Genomic DNA, 20,516 nt, shown 5'->3' with positions numbered 1-20,516 from the left:
GGGCCTGCTGTGACCGGGCCCGCTCCGCTTGTGACCGGGCTCGCGCCGACCTCGGCCGAACCACCTTCGAAGGGCTGCCAGTTGTGACCATCACCTCGTACAACCCCGCCGACCCCGCGGACCTCGTCGTCGCCGTCGAGGAGCCCGGTGCCGAGGCCGTCCGCGCGGCCGTCGGGCGGGCCCGGGCCGCACAGCCCGGGTGGCTCGCCGCCGGTGCGGGCGCCCGGTCGGCGGCGCTCGGCCGGATCGCCGAGGCGGTCGAGGCCAACGCGGAGGAGCTGGCCGCGCTGATCGTGCGCGAGGTCGGCAAGCCGCACGCCGAGGCGCGCGGCGAGGTCGCCCGGACGGCGGCGATCTGGCGGTACTACGCGCAGGCGCCGTACGCGCCGTCCGGTGCGGTGCACGAGACCGCCGCCGGGCCTGGGCTGCTGCTCACCCGGCGCCGCCCGTACGGGGTGGCCGGACTCATCGCGCCGTGGAACTTCCCGCTGGCGATCCCGAGTTGGAAGGCAGCGCCGGCGCTGGCGGTCGGCAACACCGCGGTGCTCAAGCCGGCGCCCGAGGCCACGGCGTGCGCGCTGCGGCTGGCCGAGCTGGCGGGCCTGCCCGAGGACGTGTTCACCGTGCTGCCGGGCGGGGCCGAGGAGGGCGCGGCGCTGGTCGACACGGTGGACGTGGTGTCGTTCACCGGCTCGACCGGGGTCGGCCGGGTTGTCGTCCGCGCGGCCACCGGGCGCGGAGTGCCGGTGCAGGCCGAACTCGGCGGACTGAACGCCGCGTTGGTGCTGCCCGACGCCGACATCGAGCAGGCCGCCGGGCACATCGCCGCCGCGATCGCCGGGTACGCCGGGCAGAAGTGCACCGCCACCAGCCGGGTCATCGCGGTCGGCGCCGCCTACGAGCCGCTGCGCGACGCGCTGGTCAAGGCACTGGCGCTGGCCGACGACGCGGTCTGCGGGCCGGTCATCAACGCGGCCGCCCGCGACCGGCTCACGGACGCCGTCGCTTCGGCTGTCGGCGGTGGGGCGACCGTGCTCACCGGAGGGCGGGTGCCCGAGCGGGACGGCTGGTACGTCGAGCCGACCCTGCTCGGTGGCGTGCCGGCCGAACACCCCTTGGCGCGTGAGGAGTTCTTCGGGCCGATCGCCGTGCTGCACGCCGCGGCCGACCTGGACGAGGCGATCGCGCTCGCCAACGACACCCCGCACAGCCTGTCCACCTCGGTGCACAGCCGCAGCCTGGACGTCGCGCTCGCCGCCGCCGACCGGCTCGACGCGGGCATGATCCGGATCAACGCGCCGTCCAGCGGCGTCGACTTCCACCTCCCGTTCGGCGGCGCCAAGGGCGCGAGCCACGGCGAGCGCGAGCAGGGGCAGGCCGCGCTGGACTTCTACGCCGTCAGCCGCACGATCAGCGTGCTCCCCGGCGGGGGCGCGTGATGTTCGTCCGGACCGTCGACTACCACACGGCCGGCGAGCCGTTCCGGATCGTGGTGGACGGCGCGCCGGTCATCCCCGGGGACACCGTCGCCGAGCGGCGGGCCATCGCGCTCGGCGCGGGCGGCAGCGCGACCGCGCCCCGGCCGAGCGCACTGGACGACGTCCGGCAGCTGCTCAGCCGGGAGCCGCGCGGGCACGCCGGGATGTACGGCGGGTTCCCGGTGCCGCCGGACGACGACGAGGCGCACCTCGGGGTGCTGTTCTGGCACAAGGACGGCTACTCGACGGCCTGCGGGCACGGCACCATCGCGCTCGGCGCGTGGGCCGTCGACTCCGGGCTGGTCCCGGCCCCCGCGGACGGCGTGGCGCGGGTGCGGATCGACGTGCCGTCCGGGCGGGTCACCGCCCTGGTGCACCGGGCCGGCGGCCGGACCACCGGGGTGACCTTCCGCAACGTGCCCACCCGGATCAGCGCGCTCAAGCTGCTGGTGGCGACCTCGCGCGGGACGGTGGAGGTCGCGGTGGCGCACTCCGGCGCCTGCTACGCCTCGGTGCCGGCCGCCGCCCTCGGGCTGTCCGTCGAGCCGGCGAGGCTGCCCGAACTCACCGCCGTGGGGCGGGAGATCAGGGAGCTGCTGGCCGAGACCGCGCCGGAGGCGGTGGCGCATCCGTCCGACCCGCGGCTCTCGGGCGTCTACGGGGTCATCCTGTACGACGAACTCCCTTCGGAGAGAGGGGTGTTGAGCCAGCGGAACGTCACCGTCTTCGCCGACGGGCAGATCGACCGCTCGCCCTGCGGCTCCGGCACCTCCGCCCGGCTGGCGGTGCTCGCCGCCGAGGGGCGCCTCGCGCCGGGTGAGGAACTGCGGCACGAGTCCGTCATCGGGACGGTGTTCACCGGCCGCCTGCTGCCCGGCGGCGACCCGTTCGACGGCGGCGTCGTCACCGAGGTCACCGGCACCGCGCACCGCACCGGCGAGCACGGGTTCGTCCTGGAACCGGACGACGAGCTCGGGGCGGGGTTCCCGCTGTGAGTGCCGCCATGCAGCCCGGTGCGGCGGCTGAGCCGCTCCAGTACGCCGTGCCGGGCACGGGTGGGGTCGGGGTTCTCCAGGCCACCGCCGCGATCGAGCAGATGCTGCTCGGCGGGTTCGACCCGGAGGCGGCGCCGGCCCGCTCCGCGGTGCCCGTACCGGCCGGCGAGCTGCTGATGATGCCGGCCGCCGCCGGACCGTACGCGGGCGTCAAGATCGCCGGCGTCGCGCCGGCCAACCCCGCCCGCGGGCTGCCCCGCATCACCGGCAGCTACCTGCTGCTCGACGGGCCGACCCTCCAACCCGTCGCGCTGCTCGACGGCGCCGCGCTCACCGCGCTGCGCACGCCCGCCGTCACCGCCGTCGCCCTGCGACGGGTCGCCGTGCCGGAGGCCGCGCACCTGGTGCTGTTCGGCGCCGGGCCGCAGGCGTACGGGCACCTCGACGCGCTGCTCGCGATCCGTCCGCTGACCCGGCTCACCGTGGTGGCGCGCAGCGCCGGGCCGGCCGAGGCGCTGGCCGGGTACGCGCGGGAGCGCGGGCTGGCGGCGTCGGTGGGTGCGCCGGAGGCCGTCGCGGATGCGGACGTGGTGGTCTGCTGCACCACCGCGCGCACGCCGCTGTTCGACGGCGCGCTGGTGCCGGCGCACGCCGCCGTCGCGGCCGTCGGCTCGCACGAGCCGGACGCGCGGGAGGTGGACGAGATGCTGGTCGGGCGCGCCGAACTCTACGTCGAGGCAAGGGCGGTGGCGGCGCGCGAGGCCGGGGACCTGATCATGGCGGGCGTGGCCGGACGGCAGGTGTGGAACCTGGCCGAGCTGGTCCGCGGCGACGTCCTGGTGCCGGAGGGCCGGCCGCGCTTCTTCAAGAGCGTCGGCATGGCGTGGGAGGACCTGGCGGTCGCGGCGGAGGTGTACGAGACCGGCCGCTGAGGGCGGTTTCCTGGCGCGGCGGGGAGTGGGATCCCCGCCGCGCCGTCCTGACCAGCCTGGCGGGGCGGTTCCGGAGGGCGTAGCAGATCGTGTGCCGCCGGCCGTTGTCACGGCCGGCGGCCGCTGCCACCATGGGCTGCGGCATCGTCCTGATCGTCGACCGTTGCAAACTCGACGCAACGTGACATTGTACACTGGTGTTCTGCACCCACCCGGAGGAACACCATGGCCGAGCTCAAGTCCCGCACCCTGATCTCCGTGCAGGAGCGGCTTCGCGACCAGGTCGCCCACGCGCTCCGCGCCGCCCTGATCTCCGGCGAACTGCGCCCCGGCGTCGTCTACTCCGCGCCCGCCCTCGCCGCCGACTTCGGCGTCTCCGCCACCCCCGTCCGCGAGGCCATGCTCGACCTCGCGCGCGAGGGCCTGGTCGAGGCCGTCCGCAACAAGGGCTTCCGGGTCACCGAACTCACCGAGCGCGACCTCGACGACTACACCGAGATCCGCGCCCTCATCGAGGTCCCGACCGTCGGCCGGGTGACGCGGACGGCGACGAAGGAGCAGCTGGAGCGGCTGCGCCCGCAGGCCGAGGCGATCGTGGCCGCGGCGCGGAAGCACGACCTCATCGGGTACCTGGAGGCGGACCGGCAGTTCCACCTCGACCTGCTGGGCCTCGCCGGCAACGCACGGCTGGTGGATGTCGTGGGCGATCTGCGCAAGCGTTCGCGGCTGTACGGGCTCAACCGGCTCGACGAGCGCGGCGAGCTGGTGTCGTCGGCGGAGGAACACCTGGAACTGCTGGACCTGATGCTCTCCGGCGACGCCGAGGCGGCCGAGGCCTGCATGACGCGCCACCTGAGCCACGTCCGCTCGCTGTGGGCCAACGGCCAGGAGGCGGCGGCGGAGGAGGCCCGCCCGGCGCTGCGCCTGCGGGCACGGTAGGGCTGAACCACTCGTTCGGGTGGAGGCTGACCGACCCACAGGACGGCGAATACCGTGTGCACGCCGTCCACCACCTTGGGCAGTCCTTCACACTGCCGGAGTCGATCGGGGCGTCGGTGACGCCGGCGGTGGACGACGTGCTCGCCGCGAAGAAGTAGCTCAGGCCGCTGCAGGTACCGTCAGTCGGCCGTCGTGGACTTCGGCGATGTGGTCCACCGAGGCCAGGCGGGTGCGGTCGTGGGTGACCAGGACGGTGGCCGTTGACCGTTCGTGGGTCAGCGTGGTGATCAGGTCGAGGACGGCGGAACCCCGCTCGTGGTCCAAGGCGCTGGTGGGTTCGTCGATCAGGAGCACCTTCGGGTCGTTCATCAACGCCCGTGCGATGTTCACGCGTTGGCGCTGACCGCCGGACAGCTGGTGCGGGCGACGGCCGGCCTGGTCGCGGAGGCCGACGGCATCCAGCAGTTCCAGCGCCCGGGGGAGGGCACCGCGCGGGGAGCGGCCGTCGAGGTGGGCCATCACCTGGAGCTGCTCGACCGCCGAGAGGGACGGCAGCAGGTTGGCCTGCTGGAAGACAATGCCGATGCGGGTGCGGCGCAGCGCGGTCAGTTCGGCGCGGCCGAGGCCGGTGGTGTCCGTGCCGTCCACCACGACCCGGCCGGAGTCGGGGGTGATGAGGGTGGCGGCGACCGCCAGCAGGCTGGACTTGCCGGAGCCGGACGGGCCGACCACGGCCGTGACGGTGCCCTCGGGGACGGTCAGCGAGACGTCGTCGAGGGCCGTGAGCCGGCCGTCGCCGTCCGGGTAGGTGAGGGTGACGCGGTCGAGGGTCAGGGTCATCGGGCGCTCCCCAGGGCGGTCAGCGGGTCGACGGAGGTGATCCGGCGGATGGACAGGGCCGCGCCGACCGCGCCGAGGGCGATCATCACGGCGGCCGGGAACAGGACGGTCGGGGCGTCCAGGACGAACGGCACGGCGGAGCCGATCAGCGCGCCGAGGCCCAGGGCGACGGCGGTGCCGAGGGCGGTGCCGAGCACCAGCAGCAGGACGGCCTGGCCGAGCGCGTCCCGCAGCAGGTAGCGGGTGGAGGCGCCGAGAGCCTTGAGCACCGCGATGTCGCCGCTGCGCTGGATCGTCCAGACGGTGAAGAACGCGCCGATCACCAGGGCGGAGATGGCGAACAGGAAGCCGCGCATCAGCTGGAGCGAGCCGTTCTCGGAGGTGTAGGAGCCGATCGCGGCGAGCGCGTCGTCGCGGGTACGGGTCTCGGTGCCGTGGCGGGCGTCGGCCGCGCCGAGGTCGGCGCCGGTGGCGGTGGTCAGGGCGATGACGGTGGCGTGGCCGGCGCCGCCGGGGGCGAGCTGCTGCCAGTCGGCCAGGCTGGTCCAGATCACCGGGGTGTGGCTGTACGCGGCGTCGCCGTCGACGGCGGCGACCTGGAGGCGGTGGCCGGCCAGGGTGAACTCGGCGCCCGGGGTCAGGCCGCCGAGGTTCTCGGCGGCGGTCCTCGACAGCACCGCCCGGCCGGGGCCGATCCGCTCGCCCTGCGGCGCCAGCCCGGAGCCGTCCGGGACGCCGAACGCGGAGAGGGCGGCGGTGCGCTGCCCGGCGGCGGCCTTGGTGGTCGTGATGCCGAGCGGCTGGGCGGAGGTGACACCGGGCTCGCGCGACCAGGCCTGCCACTGCTCCGGGGTGAGCTGGGAGTCGGTGAAGGAGAGCTTCTGACCGTCGGCGGGGCGGGAGAAGACGAGATGGTCGGCGGGCAGGCCGGTGATCGCCGAGATGTTCTGCCGGCCGAGCCCGGCGGTCAGCCCGGACAGCAGGCCGACCAGCACGGTGATCAGCACGATGACGGTCCCCATCAGGGCGAACCGCCCCTTGGCGAACCCCAGATCCCTCCAGGCGACGAACACGACGGGCCTTTCTGCGCATGACGACTGTTCGCTGTACACCGTCGTGGAGAGAGGGGCCCGCGGGCATCGCACCCGGGATTGCATCCTCGGCATCGAAGGGCAGAAGCGGATTTCAACCTTTTGATTGATGCCGACACCCCGGCGCGGAACTTAGGCTGGCCGGATGGCGACCGAACGTTCCCGCACCACCCCCGTCGCCCGCGTCCTCCAGGTCTGCCTGCACCTGCTCGTGGCGGGCCTCCTCGTCCTCGCCGTCGCCCGCGCCGCCGCCGGCCGGGACGGCGACCCGGCGGCCGTCATCGCCGCCGCCACCGCGATGGCCGCCGTCTACGCGGCCGGGCCGAGGCTAGCCGCCGTCCGGCGGTCGCGCCGGGCGGCCGCGCTGTGGCTGGCGCTGCTCGGCCTCACGTGGGCGGGTGTGCTGGTCACCACCCAGGACGGGGTGTGGCTGGCCTTCCCGCTGTACTTCCTCGAACTGCACCTGCTCGGGCGCCGCGGCGGGCCGGTCGCCGTCGGGCTGACCGTAGCCGCGGCGATCGCCGCCTGGTCCTGGCACCAGCACACCTTCAGCCTGGCAGCCGCGATCGGACCCGCGCTCGGCGCGGCCGTCGCCACCGCGACCGTGCTCGGCTACCAGGCGCTCTACCGGGAGAGCGAGCAGCGCCGCCGGCTCATCGACGAGCTGACCGCCGCCCGTGCGGACCTGGCCGCCGCCCACCACACCGCCGGGGTCATGGCCGAACGCGAACGCCTCGCCCGGGAGATCCACGACACCCTCGCCCAGAGCCTCAGCAGCATCCAGCTGCTCCTGCGCGCCGCCCAGCGGGCCCTGCCCGAGCGCACCGAGGCCGCCGCCGGCTACGTCGAGCAGGCCCGGCAGGCCGCCCAGGACAACCTCGACGAGGCCCGGCGGTTCGTCCGCGCCCTCACCCCGCCCGCGCTGGACGGCGACCCGCTGCCCGTCGCGCTGGAGCGGCTGTGCGCGACCACGACTGCGCACAGCGACCTGCCCGTCCACCTGCACGTCTCCGGGGAACCGGTGCGGCTGCCGGTGCCGCAGGAGGTCGCGCTGCTGCGGATCGCGCAGTCGGCGCTCGGCAACACCGTCCGGCACGCCCGGGCCTCGAACGCCGAGGTGACGCTCAGCTACATGGAGGGTGAAGTGGCACTGGACGTGTTCGACGACGGGGCCGGGTTCGACCCGGCGGCGGTCGCCGGCCGCCCCGGCGGGGACGACGGCGGATTCGGGCTGCCGTCGATGCGGGCCCGGGCACGGGCGCTCGGCGGTACGTTCACGGTGGAGTCGGCGCCCGGCCGGGGGACCGCGCTCGCGGTGCTGCTGCCGGTGACGGAGGTGGGTGCATGATTCGGCTGCTGTTGGCGGACGACCACCCGGTCGTGCGGGCCGGGCTGCGGGCTGTCCTGGAGAGCGAAGCGGACTTCACGATCGTCGCGGAGGCGGCGACGGCCGAACGGGCCGTCGAGCTGGCGGGCGAGGGCGAGGTGGACGTCGTCCTGATGGACCTCCAGTTCGGGCCCGGCTCGGCCATGAACGGCGCCCAGGCGACCGCCGCGATCACCGCCCGGGCGGGCGCGCCGCGGGTGCTCGTCGTCACCACGTACGACACCGACGCCGACACCCTGCCCGCCCTGGAGGCGGGCGCCACCGGGTACCTGCTCAAGGACGCCCCGCCGGAGGACCTGGCCAGTGCCGTGCGCGCCGCCGCGGCGGGCCGCCCGGCGCTCGCACCGACCGTCGCGGACCGGCTGCTGGCACGGATGCGCACGCCTGCGGCGGCGCTCAGCGCGCGGGAGACGGAGGTGCTGGGGCTGGTCGCGGACGGGCTGACCAACCAGCAGGTCAGCCAGCGGCTGCACCTCAGCCAGGCCACGGTGAAGTCGCACCTGGTGCACATCTACACGAAGCTGGGGGTGGACTCGCGGACGGCGGCGGTGCGGGAGGCGCGGGGGCGGGGGCTGATCCGGTAGGGCGGCACAGGGTGGGGCCTCGCCGCCCGGGCGGCGTGCAGCTGTGCCCGTCCTGCGGGAGGCAGCCCGGCATCCTCGTTACCTGATCCCCTTGCCCTTGCGCTCAGCTCAGGAGGTCGGCCATCCAGGACTCGATCTCCTCGGCCGTCCTCGGGAGGGCGTCGGACATCAGGCGGGCGCCGTCGGAAGTGATCACGAGGTCGTCCTCGATGCGGATGCCCAGGCCTTGTAGCTCCAAGGGGAGGGTCTCGTCGTCGGGTTGGAGGTAGAGGCCGGGCTCGACGGTGAGGACCATACCCTCCTCCAGGGTGCCGTCGAGGTAGCGGTCGGCGCGGGCCTTGGCGCAGTCGTGGTAGTCGAGGCCGAGCATGTGGCCGCTGCCGCAGAGGGTGTAGCGGCGGTGGAGGCCGTTGTCCTCGGCGAGGGCCTGGTCGGCGGGGATGCGCAGCACGCCCCAGTCGGCGAGGCCTTCGGCGATGACCCGCATGGCGGCCTGGTGGAAGTCGCGGAAGCGGGCGCCGGGGCGCAGGGCGGCGATGCCGGCGGTCTGGGCGGCGAGGACGAGTTCGTAGGCCTGGCGCTGGACGGGTGAGAAGGTGCCGCCAAGCGGGAGGGTGCGGGTGATGTCGGCGGAGTAGAGGGTGTCGGTCTCGACGCCGGCGTCGAGGAGGAGCAGGGCGCCCGGGTCGAGGGCGCCGTCGTTGCGGATCCAGTGCAGGACGCAGGCGTGGGCGCCGGAGGCGGCGATGGTGGTGTAGCCGGTGCCGTTGCCCTCGGCGCGGGCGCGGAGGTCGAAGACGCCTTCGATCCAGCGTTCGCCGCGCGGGTGGCGCAGGGCGGCGGGGAGGGCGCGGACGACGTCCTCGAAGCCCAAAACGGTGTGGTCGACCGCGAGTTGGAGCTGGTCGATCTCCCAGGTGTCCTTGACGAGGCGCAACTCCGAGAGGACGGCCGCAAGTTCGCCATCCGCGAGAGGATCACGGCTTGGTCGGCCGGCGTCGACGAACGGGTCGACGCCGGCCAGCACCCGGGTGGGCGGCTGCGACCCCGTGAACAACTTGCCCAGGTCGTCGAGGTGTTCGGTGCGCAGGCCGGTGAGCTGTGCGGCCTCGGCGAGGTCGGGGCGGCGGCCGACCCAGAACTCGCCGTAGCGGCGGTCGCGGTAGAACTCGGCACCGTCGCGCGGGGAACGGGGGCGCAGGTAGAGCACCGGCTCGTGTCCCGCCGGGCCCGCCGGTTCGAGGACGAGGACGTGGTCGGCCTGGTCCTCGCCGGTGAGGCCGGTGAGCCAGGCGTACGCGCTGTGGGGCCGGAAACGGTGGTCCAGGTCGTTGCAGCGGACCTTGAGCCGGCCGGCCGGGACGACGAGCCGCTCGCCGGGGAAGGCGGCGGAGAGCCGGGCGCGGCGGCCGGGGAACCGGGAGTGACCGGGGACGCGCCGGTCGGCGGGGAGCGGGCTCGCGGCCCACCGAGTGCCCATGAAGGCGTCCAGCGCGGGCGAGACGGGGAGGTCGTGGCTCCCGGTGTCGAGGTCTGCCTGACGGAAGGTCACCGGTGAACTCCTATACGGGACAGGGGAGGTGTGGCCCGGACACAGCTCGGTAACGGGCAGCGCCGCCTCTTGTGGAGTGCAATTTCACATTACTATGTTACGGGTCACACCGCGGAGCGGCCAGACCTCGACGGTCCCCTCCCGGTCGACCCCGGACCAGCCCCGGGGCGGACGACGGGCCTTCACCGCAGGCCCCCCACACCGGAGTTGCAACATGACCAGGCGCACCCACGCCGCCCTCGCGGCGGCCCTCGCGGCGACCCTCACCCTCGGCCTCGGGGCCTGCAAGAACGACAAGAGCGACAGCGGCGGCGACACGGCGGCCGGCAGCACCAAGGCCCCCGGCGCGGCCTCGGGAACGGTCGTCGGCGGCACTCCGGTCAGGGGCGGCACCCTCACCGTGCTCTCCAACCAGGACTTCGCCCACCTCGACCCGGCCCGCAACTGGACCATGCCGAACATGGACTTCGGCATCCGGCTGCTCTACCGCACCCTGGTCACCTTCAAGGCCGAACCGGGCGCCGCCGGCAGCGAGATCGTCCCCGACCTCGCCACCGACCTCGGCAGGTCCTCCGACGGCGGGAAGACCTGGACCTTCACCCTCAAGGACGGCGTCAAGTACGAGGACGGCACCCCGATCAAGGCCGCCGACATCAAGTACAACGTCGAGCGCTCCTTCGCTCCGGACCTCACCGGCGGCCCCGACTACGCCCAGCAGTACCTGGCCGGCGGCGAGAACTACAAGGGTCCGCTGAACGGCGAGCACCTGGCCAGCATCGAGACCCCGGACGACAAGACCGTCGTCTTCCACCTCAAGCGCCCGGTCGCCGAGTTCTCGTACACCGCGACCCTGCCGACCTTCTCGCCCGTGCCGCAGTCCCAGGACAAGGGCACCCAGTACGACCTGCGCCCGTTCTCCTCCGGCCCGTACCGGATCGAGACCTACGACCGTGGCAAGCAGCTGACGCTGGTCCGCAACACCAACTGGGACCAGGCCACCGACCCCGTCCGCAAGGCCTACCCGGACAGGATCGTGGTCACCCAGGGCCTCAAGGGCGGCCAGGTCGACGACCGGATCATCGCGAGCGAGGGCGCGGACGCCTCCGCGGTCGAGTGGATGGGCCTGCGCCCCGAGTCGATCCCCAAGGTGCTGCCCAAGCCGGACGTGAAGTCCCGGCTGATCGCCGAGCAGCAGGGCTGCACCGACATGCTCTACCCCAACACCTCCAAGGCGCCGTTCGACGACCCGAAGGTGCGCGAGGCACTGCTGTACGCGGTGGACCGGGAGGGCCAGGTCACCGCGAACGGCGGCCCGGCGATGGCCGACGTGGCCACCTCCTACCTGCCGCCCGCGCTGACCGGCGGCACCAAGCAGGACGCCATGAAGATCGCCCCGACGGGCGACCCGGAGAAGGCCAAGCAACTGCTCAAGGAGGCCGGCAAGAGCGACCTCAAGGTCTCGCTGACCGTCTCCTCCGGTGACAAGACCCGGGCCGAGGCACTCCAGCAGTCACTGGCCAAGGTCGGCATCCAGGTCACCATCACCACCGCCGATCCGTCGGTGTACTACGACACCATCGGCGACACCAAGAACGCGCCGGACCTCGCCATCCTCGGCTGGTGCCCGGACTACCCGTCGGGTGCCACCTTCCTGCCGATGGTCTTCGACGGCCGCACCATCAAGGAGAAGGGCAACCAGGGCAACGTCGAGCAGTTCCGCGACCAGGCCACCTCGGAGCGGATCGACCAGATCAACGCGATGGCCGACGTCGCCGAGGCCAACAAGGCGTGGCTCCAGCTCGACGGGGACCTGCTGAAGAAGGCGCCCACCGTGCCGATGCTCTGGCAGCGCCGCCCGCTGCTGGCCGGCACCAACGTGGCCGGGGCCTTCGGCCACCCGGTGTGGACCGGTCAGTGGGACTTCGCCACCATCGGTCTCAAGGACCCCTCCAAGAGCCAGGGCTGAGGGCCGTCCGATGAGTGCCACCACTGAGCCCGTCGCCGCGCCGGTCGCGGTGCCGGGCCCCGCGAAGGCCGCCGGCCGCGGGCCCTGGCGGCTGGTCTGGGACCAGCTGTGGGCCAGGGGCTCGGCCCGGTTCGGCCTGGTCACCGTCGCCCTCCTGGTCCTGCTGGCCGCACTGGCCGGCCCGTTGAGCGCGCTCGGCGGCTGGTCCCCCGAGGAGTTCGACAAGCGCGCGATCGATCCCTACCTCGGCGGCCTGCCGATCGGCGACTTCGGCGGAGTCGGCACCCGGCACTGGCTGGGCGTCGAACCCGCGACCGGGCGCGACCTGTTCGCCCGGGTCCTGCACGGCGGCCAGGTCTCGCTGCTGATCGCCTTCACCGCCACCGCGGTGGTCGTGGTCGCCGGCACCCTGACCGGGATCGCGGCCGGCTACTTCGGCGGCCGGACCGACGCCGTGCTCTCCCGGCTGATGGACCTCACCATGTCCTTCCCCTCCCTGATCTTCATGATCTCGATGATGTCGGTCGCCAAGGACGTCAACCGGATCCTGCTGATGACCCTGGTGATCGGCCTGTTCGGTTGGCCAGGCATCGCCCGCGTGGTCCGCGGCCAGACCCTCTCGCTCAAACACCGCGAGTACGTGGAGGCCGCCAAGGTCGGCGGTGCCCGCTCCTGGCGGATCCTCGCCCGCGAGATCCTGCCCAACGTCTCCGGCCCGATCATCGCCTACACCACGCTGCTCGTCCCCGGCATGATCGCCACCGAGGCCGCGCTCAGCTACCTCGGCGTGGGAGTGCGCCCGCCGACCCCCTCCTGGGGCCAGATGATCGCCGAGAGCATCAGCTTCTACGAGACCGACCCGACGTACTTCCTGATCCCGACGGCCTTCCTGTTCCTCGCCGTGCTCGCCTTCACCCTGCTCGGCGACGCGCTGCGCGACATCCTCGACCCCAAGGCGGGCCGGTCGTGATCCTCTACCTCGCCCGTCGGCTGCTCGGCGCCGTCGGCATCCTGCTCGCCATCTGCGCGATCACCTTCACCATCTTCTACCTGCTGCCCGCCGACCCGGCCGCGGCCGCCTGCGGCAAGACCTGCAGCCCCGAACGGGTCGCCGAGGTCAAGGCCGCGATGGGCCTGGACAGGCCGGTCTGGGCGCAGTTCGCCACCTACGTCACCGGCATCTTCGCCGGGCGCGACTACGGCAGCGGGCCCAGTGCCACCCACTGCGGATTCCCGTGCCTCGGCTACTCCTACGAGTACTCGCTGCCGGTCTGGGACCTGCTCACCGACCGTCTGCCGGTCTCCGTCTCGCTCGCCGTCGGCGCGGCCGTGCTCTGGCTGGTCCTCGGCCTCGGCGCGGGCGTGACGTCGGCGCTGCGCAAGGGCGGCGTCACCGACCGGACGCTGATGGTGCTCTCGGTCGGCGCCGCTTCGCTGCCGGTCTACTTCACCTCGATCATGCTGATCTGGGGCGTCGTCAGGACGGCCGGGCTGCTGCCCTACCCGGCGTACCACGAGTTCGCCGGGAACCCGGTCGAGTGGGCCTCCAACCTGCTGCTGCCGTGGACCGCCCTGGCCCTGCTGTACGCGGCCATGTACGCCCGGCAGAGCCGCAACTCGATGATCGAGGCGATGGCCGAGCCGTACATCCGCACCGCCCGGGCCAAGGGCCTGCCGGCCCGCACCGTCGCCGTCAAGCACGGGCTGCGCTCGGGGATGACGCCCATCCTCACCATCTTCGGCATGGACCTCGGCGGGCTGCTGGCCGGTGCCGTCATCACCGAGTCCATCTTCGGACTGCCCGGGGTCGGCCGGCTCTTCTACGACGCGCTGGTCCGCTCCGACCAGCCCGTCATCCTCGGTGTCACCCTGCTCGCGGCCACCTTCATCGTCGCCGCGAACCTGCTGGTCGATCTGCTCTACGCGTACGTCGACCCGAGAGTGAGGTACTGATGTCCCTGCTGGAGGTCGAGGACCTCAAGGTCCTTTTCGACACGCCCCGGGGCGCCGTCCGGGCGGTGGACGGCATCTCCTTCACCGTCGAGGCCGGGCGCACCCTCGGACTGGTCGGCGAGTCCGGCAGCGGGAAGTCCGTCACCTCGCTGGCCGTCATGGGGCTGCACCGCGACGCCGCCGTCACCGGCTCGATCCGGCTCGACGGGCGGGAGCTGGGCGGGCTCGGCGAGCGGGAACTGGGCGCCGTCCGGGGCCGCCGGATCGCGATGATCTTCCAGGATCCGCTGTCCAGCCTGCACCCCTTCTACACCGTCGGGGAGCAGATCGCCGAGCACTACCGGGTGCACTTCAGGGCCTCCCGAAGGGCCGGCCGGGAGCGCGCCGTCGAGATGCTCGCCGAGGTCGGCATCCCCGAACCGGCCCGCCGGGTCGACGAGTACCCGCACCAGTTCTCCGGCGGCATGCGCCAGCGCGTCATGATCGCCATGGCGCTCGCCTGCGAGCCCGACCTGCTGATCGCCGACGAGCCCACCACGGCCCTCGACGTCACCGTGCAGGCCCAGATCCTCGACCTGATCGCCCGGATCCAGCAGGACCGCGGCCTCGGCGTCGTGATGATCACCCACGACCTCGGCGTGGTCGCCCGGGTCGCGCACGAGGTACTGGTCATGTACGGCGGTCGGGCCGCCGAACAGGCCCCGGTGGACCGGCTGTTCGGCGCCCCCGCGCACCCGTACACCCGCGGCCTGCTCGACTCGCTGCCCCGCCTCGACGACACCGACGACGCTCCGCTGCGCGCCATCCCCGGCAGCCCGCCGTCGCTGATCGCCCCCGCCCCCGGCTGCTCCTTCGCGCCGCGCTGCGCCCGCACCACCGCCGCGACCGCCGAGGAACACGCCCGCTGCCTGGCCGAACGCCCCGAGCTCGACCCGCTCGCCCCCGGCCACCAGGCCGCCTGCCACCTGCCGCTGGTGCCGGAAGGAGCGCGACCGTGACCGACACCCTGCTCTCGGTACGGGACCTGGTGAAGACCTTCCCCGGCCGGCGCGAGCGCACCGGCCGGCCCGGCGCCCCGATCCGGGCCGTCGACGGGGTGAGCTTCGACGTCGGCCGGGGCGAGACGCTGGGCCTGGTCGGCGAGTCCGGCTGCGGCAAGTCCACCACCGGGCGCATGATCGTCCGGCTGCTGGACCCGACCTCGGGCACCGTCAGCTTCGACGGCACCGAGATCGGCGGGCTCTCCCAGGCCCAACTGCGCCCGCACCGGCGGCACTTGCAGATGGTGTTCCAGGACCCTTACTCCTCGCTCAACCCCCGGCAGACGGTGGCCCGGATCATCTCCGAGCCGCTGCTGGTCCAGGGGGCGGGCGCGGCCGAGGCGCGGAAGCGGGCGGGCGAGCTGATGGAGCTCGTCGGACTGATCCCCGAGCACCTGGACCGCTACCCGCACGAGTTCTCCGGCGGCCAGGCCCAGCGCATCGGCATCGCGCGCTCGCTGGCCACCGCGCCGAAGCTGGTGATCGCCGACGAGCCGGTGTCGGCGCTGGACGTGTCCATCCAGGCCCAAGTCGTCAACCTGATGGAGCAGTTGCAGCGGGAGCTGGGCCTGGCGTACGTCTTCATCGCGCACGACCTCTCGGTCGTCAAGCGGGTCTGCGACCGGGTCGCCGTGATGTACCTGGGCCGGATCGTCGAGATCGGCGACAAGGCCCAGGTGTACGGCAACCCCGCGCACCCGTACACCAAGGCGTTGCTGTCCGCGGTGCCGCTGCCCGACCCGGCGGCGGAGCGGGCGCGCGAACGGATCGTCCTGCTCGGCGACCCGCCGAGCCCGGCGAACCCGCCGTCCGGCTGCACCTTCCACCCGCGCTGCCCGAAGGCGCAGGAGCTCTGCCGGACCGAACGGCCGCTGCTGCGGATCGCCGGGCCGGGCGGCCGGGAGGCGGCCTGCCACTTCCCGGAGGCCTGAGCCTCCCCGATACCCCCGGTCGGACGCGGCGGGGAACCTCACGAGGGCCGCGTCCGACCGGGTTCCACCCCCATGACCGGTGAGCACGAGACTGCCCCGGGCCCCCTGCACGTCGGGGGCCCGGGGCCTTTCCCATGACGGTGTCAGGAGGCCGGGCCCACCCGGACGGTGGTGATCCGCCCGCCCTTGGACTCCCGGACGACCTCGATCCTGGTGTTGGTGTCCGGCACCTTCACCGAGAGCTGCGGAGTGGCCGGGTCGTTGTACACACCGGTGTGGTCGTTGAACACCGGGACGCCCGGCTCGGACGGGATCCGCACCGCGACGCCGCCCTTGTGCAGGGTGAACGGCGTGGTCGGCTTGAGCGAGAACGGCGCGTCGAAGGTCTGCGCCCGCCCGTTGACCAGGGTGCCGTCGGCGAAGCGGATCGGCGTCGGGTGCGCGTCGATCGGCAGGATCAGCCCGCCGCCGGGGTGGTCCTTGGTGTTGTTGTCGGCGTACGAGGTGTCCCAGAGCCAGATCAGGACGCCCTCCTGGTACGGGTAGTTGTCGACGACGTCGGCCTTGCCTGCGACGCCGCCGTACCCGAAGTTGTACGGGCCGGTCTTCAGGAACGCGCCATACCCGGTGTAGCGGCGGTTCTCCGCGAGGTACGCGCGCGGGTGCTGCTTGACGGCGCTGCGGCCCGTGATGATCGCGAACCCGGTGGGCGTCCAGCCGTTGGTGCCGTTCTCGGCGCCGTCGGAGAACAGCTCGGTGCCGCCGGCGGTGATCTTCACGGCGTCGACCAGGACGCCCTTGCCGTGGGTGTTGCCGTCCGAGGTGACGTGGAAGCGCAGCCGGACCTGCTGCCCCGTGTACCCGTCGAGCGGGATGTGCAGCTTCTTGTAGGTGCCGGAAGTGCCGCTCATGCCGGGGGTGTTGGCGCTGGTCCTGCCGATCGGCGCGCCGTCGATCGTGCCGCCGAGGGAGGTCCAGTGCTTGCCCTGGTCGGTGGAGGCCTCGACGGTGAGGAAGTCGTAGTCGAGTTCGGTGTCGTACCAGACGGCGGCGTCGAGCGCGGCCGGGCCGGTGGCGGTGCGCAGGTCGACGTCCCGGGCGAGGGAGTTGTCGAGGTTGTCGCCGGTGTCGCTCCACCACTGCTTGGCGCCCTCGTACGGGTCGGCGAGGTCGGTCGTGGTGGTCCCGTCCGGCAGGTGGACCAGGACGGCCTGCGCCTGGTCGGTGTTGTAACTGCTCACCCCGAGCGCGTGGCTGGAGCGGGTGGCGGCCTGCGCCTCGTCGTAGTTGAGCCAGCCGAACTGGAGCTTGCTCCAGGCGTCGAGGTCGCCGGGGTAGCCGCCGGTGGTGTTCGGGCCCTTCCCGAGGTACGAGCCGGAGGACATCAGCGACCAGAAGTTGACGCTGTTGTCGCCGCCCGTGGTGCTGTACAGGTCGGGCAGGCCGAGGTTGTGGCCGTACTCGTGGGCGAACAGGCCGACGCCGCTGTTCTCGCCGGCCTGGACGTAGTCGTAGACGTAGAGGCCGGTGTCGCCGACCGGCACGCCGCCGATCTTGTCGCCGTCCGGGCCGGTCTGCCCGGTGGCGTCGGGGAAGGCCCAACTGCGGTGCGCCCACAGGGCGTCGGAGCCCTGCGCGCCGCCGCCCCAGGTCTCGTCCACGCCCGCGTGGACGACGATGACGTTGTCGAGGTAGCCGTCGGGCTGGTTGAACTCGCCGGTCTTGGTGTGGTCGTAGCGGTCGTAGACGTCGTACTGGGCGAGCTGGGCCTTGATGTCGGCGACGCTGCGGCCCTTGGCGATCTCGCCGTCGTACCAGGCCTTGACGGCGTCCCGCACGAACTCCTGGGCCTGGGTCCAGGCGCCGGAGCCCTGCGGGCCCTTGTTGCTGCCGTAGCGGGCCTCGTTGTACGGGACGGTGACCCAGTCGCTGACGGCGCCTTCGATGTCGTACCGGCCGGAGGACTGGGTGCGGTAGTAGTTGCGCATCGACACGACGCCGGGCGTGTCGTCGAAGAACATCTTCTGGTAGTACTCGCGGTTGAAGTCCCGCTCCCACAGCGTGTGGTTGTCGTCCTTGCCGGGCTTCGGGATCAGGTCGTGCCGCGGGCCGGGGGTGCCGCCGTAGCGGGGAACGCCGTTGTAGAGGGTGGTGTTGTCCACCTCGTCGCCGAACTGGGCGAGGATCACGAAGACCTTGTCCGTGCGCTGGTGGGCCAGTTGGACGTAGTCGTTGCCGATCTTCACCTTGGCGGGGGCCCGGCGGTCGGGGGTCTTCGCGACCTCGCCCTTATTGAGCTGCTCCAGGGCCTTGGTGCGAAGCGCCTGGCGTTCGCGCTCCTGCGGGGCGAGCGGCGCGGGCGGGGCCTCGGCGCCGCTCGCCTCGGGGGCGCCCGCCCCGTCGCCCCGGTCGGCGACGGCGACGGTGACGGGGGGAGTGGGGGCGGCCTGGGCGGGGGTGCCCAGCAGGGCGGCCGCTATCGCGCTCGTGGTGAGCGCTGCCGCGAGGGCCGCGGACAGTCTGCGCAACTGACCGGTCCTTTCAGGGAGATGGGGGTTCTTCGGGGATCCTTCGGTGAGTCCTCCGGTGAAGCGCAGGTAATATTTCACATGTCACGGGTCACGTGGAAGGGGTCGCGCGCATGCGGAAGGGCGCCGCACACGCCGGTGCGACGCCCCTGGTTGACGGTCAGTCAGTGGATGTGGATCAGTCGGTCAAGCCCAAGGCCTCCCGGAGGAAGGCCAGTTCGGCCTGGGCCACCTGCTCGTTCACCCCGCCCGGGGTCATGTGGGTGACGCCCGGCAGCGGCAGGACGCGGTGCGGGCGGCCGGTCCGGGTGAGCGCCTGGGAGAGCAGGAGGGTGTGCGAGGGGTGGACGTTGTCGTCGGCCAGCCCGTGGACCAGCAGCAGCGGACGGGTCAGTGAGGGGGCGTCGTCGATCAGGCAGTCGCCCGCGTAGCCCTCCGGGTTGTCTTGTGGCAGGCCGAGGTAGCGCTCGGTGTACGCGGTGTCGTACTGCCGGAAGTCGGTGGGCGGGGCGCCCGCACTGCCGGCGTGGAAGACGTCCGGGCGGCGCAGCACGGCGAGCGCGGCGAAGTAGCCTCCGTACGACCAGCCGCGCACGCCGACCCGGCCCAGGTCGAGGTCGGGGTGGCGCTCGGCGAGCGCGTGCAGGGCGGTGACCTGGTCGTCCACCGCGACCCGGGAGAAGCGGCGGAAGATCGCCCGGGCGAAGTCGGGGGAGACGAACGGGGTGCCCCGGTTGTCCGTGGTGACCACGGCGAAGCCCTGGTCGGCCCACCACTGGCGGAGCTGCCAGCGGCGCGGCTCGCTCGCCACGGCCTGGAAGCCGGGCCCGCCGTAGACGTCCAGCAGGACGGGCAGCCGGCGGCCGGGGACGTGGTCACGCGGGTACACCACGGCGGTGGGCAGGCCGAGTTCGGTGACCCGGGCGAGCTGGGGCACCACCCGGTAGGGCAGGGCGGCGCTCAGGTCGGCGAGCGGCAGCTCACGGCCGTCGGCGAGGACGAGGCGGCGGCGGGTGCCGTCGGCGTCGGCGGAGGTGAGCAGCAGGGTGTCGGCGGCGGCGAGCGCGGAGTGCGTGCCGGGGCCGTCGCTGATCCGCACGGGTGCGCCGCCGTCCGGGTCGACCAGGTGGACGTGCTGGTCGGCCGGGTCGCCCTCGGTGGTCTCGCAGAGCAGCCGGCCGCGCAGCCGGCCGACCACCCGGCGGATCTGCAGGCCGGTCGTGTCCAGCGGCTTGCCGTCCAGGGCGAGGCCGCGGGCCTCGGGGGTGTCGTGGGCGGTGAGCAGACGGCCGTCGGTGAGGCGGGCCGGGGTGCCGGGCAGGTCGTCGACCCAGAACTCGTCGGTGGTGCGGGAGAGTTCGCGGGTCTCGCCGGTGGCCGGGTAGGCGCTCAGCAGCAGCACGTTCTGCTGGAGCCGGTCGGCGACGGTGAGCAGGATCTCGTCGTCCCCGGCCCAGGAGGCGGCGCAGACGTACGGGAACGCGGCGTCGTCCCAGCGCAGCCGGACGCGGGTGCGGTCGAGGCCGAGGACCCAGAGCTGGACGTCGGCGTTGGGGCCGCCGGCCTGCGGGTAGGCGAAGTCCTCGGCGGGTTCGCCGGGGCTGGCCGGGTCGGCGAAGTACCGCCGGGGCAGGGCGGATTCGTCCACCCGGGCGGCGAGCAGCGCGCCGCCGTCCGGGCGCCACCAGTGGCCACGGGAGCGGCCGAGCTCCTCGGCGGCGGCGAACTCGGCGACGCCCCAGCGGGCGCCGTCGGCGGGGGAGAGCGGCGCTTTGTCGGGGGTGACGTACAGGGCGTCGTCGCAGACGTAGGCGACGCGCCGGCCGGTGGCGTCCGGCCGGGGGTCGAACGCGGGCCCCGCGGTGGGCAGTTCGGTGCAGCTGCCGGTGGCGGTGTCCGCGCGGAAGAGCCGCCCGTCGAGGGTGAGGACGGCGACGGCGAGGTCGGCGGTGGCCGCGTACGTGCCGATGCCGGCGGCGACGAGCCGGGTGCGTTCGCGCAGCCGCCGCTCGACGGTGGGCAGGTCGTCGCGGTGGCCGGTGCGGCCGGGGACGAGCACAGCGGGGTCGGCGATCAGGCGCTCGTGGTCGGTGGCGGTGTCGAGCAGGTGGAGGCGGTCGACCGGATCCTCCGGACCGGTCGATCGGAGCAGCAGCAGCCGGGTGCCGTCCTCGCTGAGACCGGCCGCACGCGGAGCACCGTAGGTGAACCGGCCGGTACGGGCGCTGAGGGAGAGGAAGGGGTCGGTGATGGTCACGGCCCGATGGTGTCCGGGTGGTGCCTTGCCGGGATAGGGGTC

The 20,516-nt window shown here is 73.3% G+C and carries 16 protein-coding genes; 11 read left to right on the top strand and 5 right to left on the bottom strand.

All coding sequences use genetic code 11. The features are described 5' to 3' along the window. Window positions 1-83: 83 nt before the first annotated feature. The 4 genes from F7Q99_RS04210 (at window position 84) to F7Q99_RS04195 (ending at window position 4,344) form a co-directional block, all read left to right on the top strand. Entirely contained in the window at window positions 84-1,439 is a 1,356-nt protein-coding gene (locus F7Q99_RS04210; protein WP_407697737.1) for an aldehyde dehydrogenase family protein, read from the top strand. After that, window positions 1,439-2,473, top strand: coding sequence for a proline racemase family protein (locus tag F7Q99_RS04205; protein ID WP_153460113.1), 1,035 nt, complete (start codon window positions 1,439-1,441; stop codon window positions 2,471-2,473). Before F7Q99_RS04210 ends, F7Q99_RS04205 begins: the two co-directional genes overlap by 1 nt. Then, complete coding sequence (locus F7Q99_RS04200; RefSeq protein ID WP_326846247.1) at window positions 2,470-3,405, top strand: ornithine cyclodeaminase family protein; 936 nt, start codon at window positions 2,470-2,472, stop codon at window positions 3,403-3,405. The genes F7Q99_RS04205 and F7Q99_RS04200 overlap by 4 nt, the downstream gene beginning before the upstream one ends. A 225-nt stretch (window positions 3,406-3,630) precedes the next feature. Beyond that, window positions 3,631-4,344, top strand: a complete 714-nt coding sequence (locus F7Q99_RS04195) for a GntR family transcriptional regulator (protein WP_153460112.1) — start codon at window positions 3,631-3,633, stop codon at window positions 4,342-4,344. 159 nt (window positions 4,345-4,503) lie between these two features. Here F7Q99_RS04195 and F7Q99_RS04190 read toward each other — a convergent pair whose 3' ends face one another. Both F7Q99_RS04190 and F7Q99_RS04185 read right to left on the bottom strand, forming a co-directional pair. Next, a complete protein-coding gene (locus F7Q99_RS04190) occupies window positions 4,504-5,184 on the bottom strand; it encodes an ABC transporter ATP-binding protein (protein ID WP_153460111.1) in 681 nt (226 codons plus the stop codon). Next, the gene (locus tag F7Q99_RS04185; RefSeq protein WP_326846246.1) at window positions 5,181-6,257 is read right to left on the bottom strand and encodes an ABC transporter permease; all 1,077 of its coding nucleotides are present in this window, start codon (window positions 6,255-6,257) and stop codon (window positions 5,181-5,183) included. The genes F7Q99_RS04190 and F7Q99_RS04185 overlap by 4 nt, the downstream gene beginning before the upstream one ends. A gap of 163 nt (window positions 6,258-6,420) precedes the next feature. On the opposite strand from F7Q99_RS04185, the gene F7Q99_RS04180 reads away from it, so the two are divergent. After that, the gene (locus F7Q99_RS04180) at window positions 6,421-7,623 is read left to right on the top strand and encodes a sensor histidine kinase (protein WP_153460109.1); all 1,203 of its coding nucleotides are present in this window, start codon (window positions 6,421-6,423) and stop codon (window positions 7,621-7,623) included. Then, window positions 7,620-8,246, top strand: a complete 627-nt coding sequence (locus F7Q99_RS04175; protein ID WP_153460108.1) for a response regulator — start codon at window positions 7,620-7,622, stop codon at window positions 8,244-8,246. Before F7Q99_RS04180 ends, F7Q99_RS04175 begins: the two co-directional genes overlap by 4 nt. Before the next feature lie 103 nt (window positions 8,247-8,349). Here the strand turns inward: F7Q99_RS04175 and F7Q99_RS04170 are convergent, their stop codons facing one another. Beyond that, entirely contained in the window at window positions 8,350-9,798 is a 1,449-nt protein-coding gene (locus F7Q99_RS04170) for an aminopeptidase P family protein (protein ID WP_326846245.1), read from the bottom strand. 214 nt (window positions 9,799-10,012) lie between these two features. On the opposite strand from F7Q99_RS04170, the gene F7Q99_RS04165 reads away from it, so the two are divergent. Genes F7Q99_RS04165 through F7Q99_RS04145 form a run of 5 tightly spaced genes read left to right on the top strand, consistent with a single transcriptional unit; the run spans window position 10,013 to window position 15,689 of the window. After that, window positions 10,013-11,764, top strand: coding sequence for an ABC transporter substrate-binding protein (locus F7Q99_RS04165; RefSeq protein WP_153460107.1), 1,752 nt, complete (start codon window positions 10,013-10,015; stop codon window positions 11,762-11,764). 10 nt (window positions 11,765-11,774) lie between these two features. Beyond that, window positions 11,775-12,734 carry an ABC transporter permease gene (locus F7Q99_RS04160; RefSeq protein WP_153460106.1) on the top strand — a complete coding sequence of 320 codons (960 nt, stop codon included), beginning with the start codon at window positions 11,775-11,777 and terminating at the stop codon, window positions 12,732-12,734. Next, window positions 12,731-13,717: an ABC transporter permease gene (locus F7Q99_RS04155; protein WP_326846244.1), complete on the top strand. Its 987-nt coding sequence runs from the start codon at window positions 12,731-12,733 to the stop codon at window positions 13,715-13,717. The genes F7Q99_RS04160 and F7Q99_RS04155 overlap by 4 nt, the downstream gene beginning before the upstream one ends. Beyond that, window positions 13,717-14,715, top strand: a complete 999-nt coding sequence (locus F7Q99_RS04150) for an ABC transporter ATP-binding protein (RefSeq protein ID WP_153460105.1) — start codon at window positions 13,717-13,719, stop codon at window positions 14,713-14,715. The genes F7Q99_RS04155 and F7Q99_RS04150 overlap by 1 nt, the downstream gene beginning before the upstream one ends. Beyond that, the gene (locus tag F7Q99_RS04145) at window positions 14,676-15,689 is read left to right on the top strand and encodes an ABC transporter ATP-binding protein (RefSeq protein ID WP_153460104.1); all 1,014 of its coding nucleotides are present in this window, start codon (window positions 14,676-14,678) and stop codon (window positions 15,687-15,689) included. The genes F7Q99_RS04150 and F7Q99_RS04145 overlap by 40 nt, the downstream gene beginning before the upstream one ends. A 143-nt stretch (window positions 15,690-15,832) precedes the next feature. Here F7Q99_RS04145 and F7Q99_RS04140 read toward each other — a convergent pair whose 3' ends face one another. Together F7Q99_RS04140 and F7Q99_RS04135 are read right to left on the bottom strand one after the other, a co-directional pair. Next, entirely contained in the window at window positions 15,833-18,217 is a 2,385-nt protein-coding gene (locus F7Q99_RS04140) for an immune inhibitor A domain-containing protein (RefSeq protein WP_153460103.1), read from the bottom strand. A 178-nt stretch (window positions 18,218-18,395) separates the two neighbouring features. After that, a complete protein-coding gene (locus tag F7Q99_RS04135; protein WP_326846242.1) occupies window positions 18,396-20,474 on the bottom strand; it encodes a S9 family peptidase in 2,079 nt (692 codons plus the stop codon). Window positions 20,475-20,516 lie beyond the last annotated feature (42 nt).

It is taken from the genome of Streptomyces kaniharaensis, assembly GCF_009569385.1.
In the GTDB taxonomy this organism is placed as follows: Bacteria; Actinomycetota; Actinomycetes; order Streptomycetales; family Streptomycetaceae; genus Kitasatospora; species Kitasatospora kaniharaensis.
Note: the sequence above shows the minus strand (reverse complement) of the source record. Positions and strands in the feature narration are given on the sequence as shown.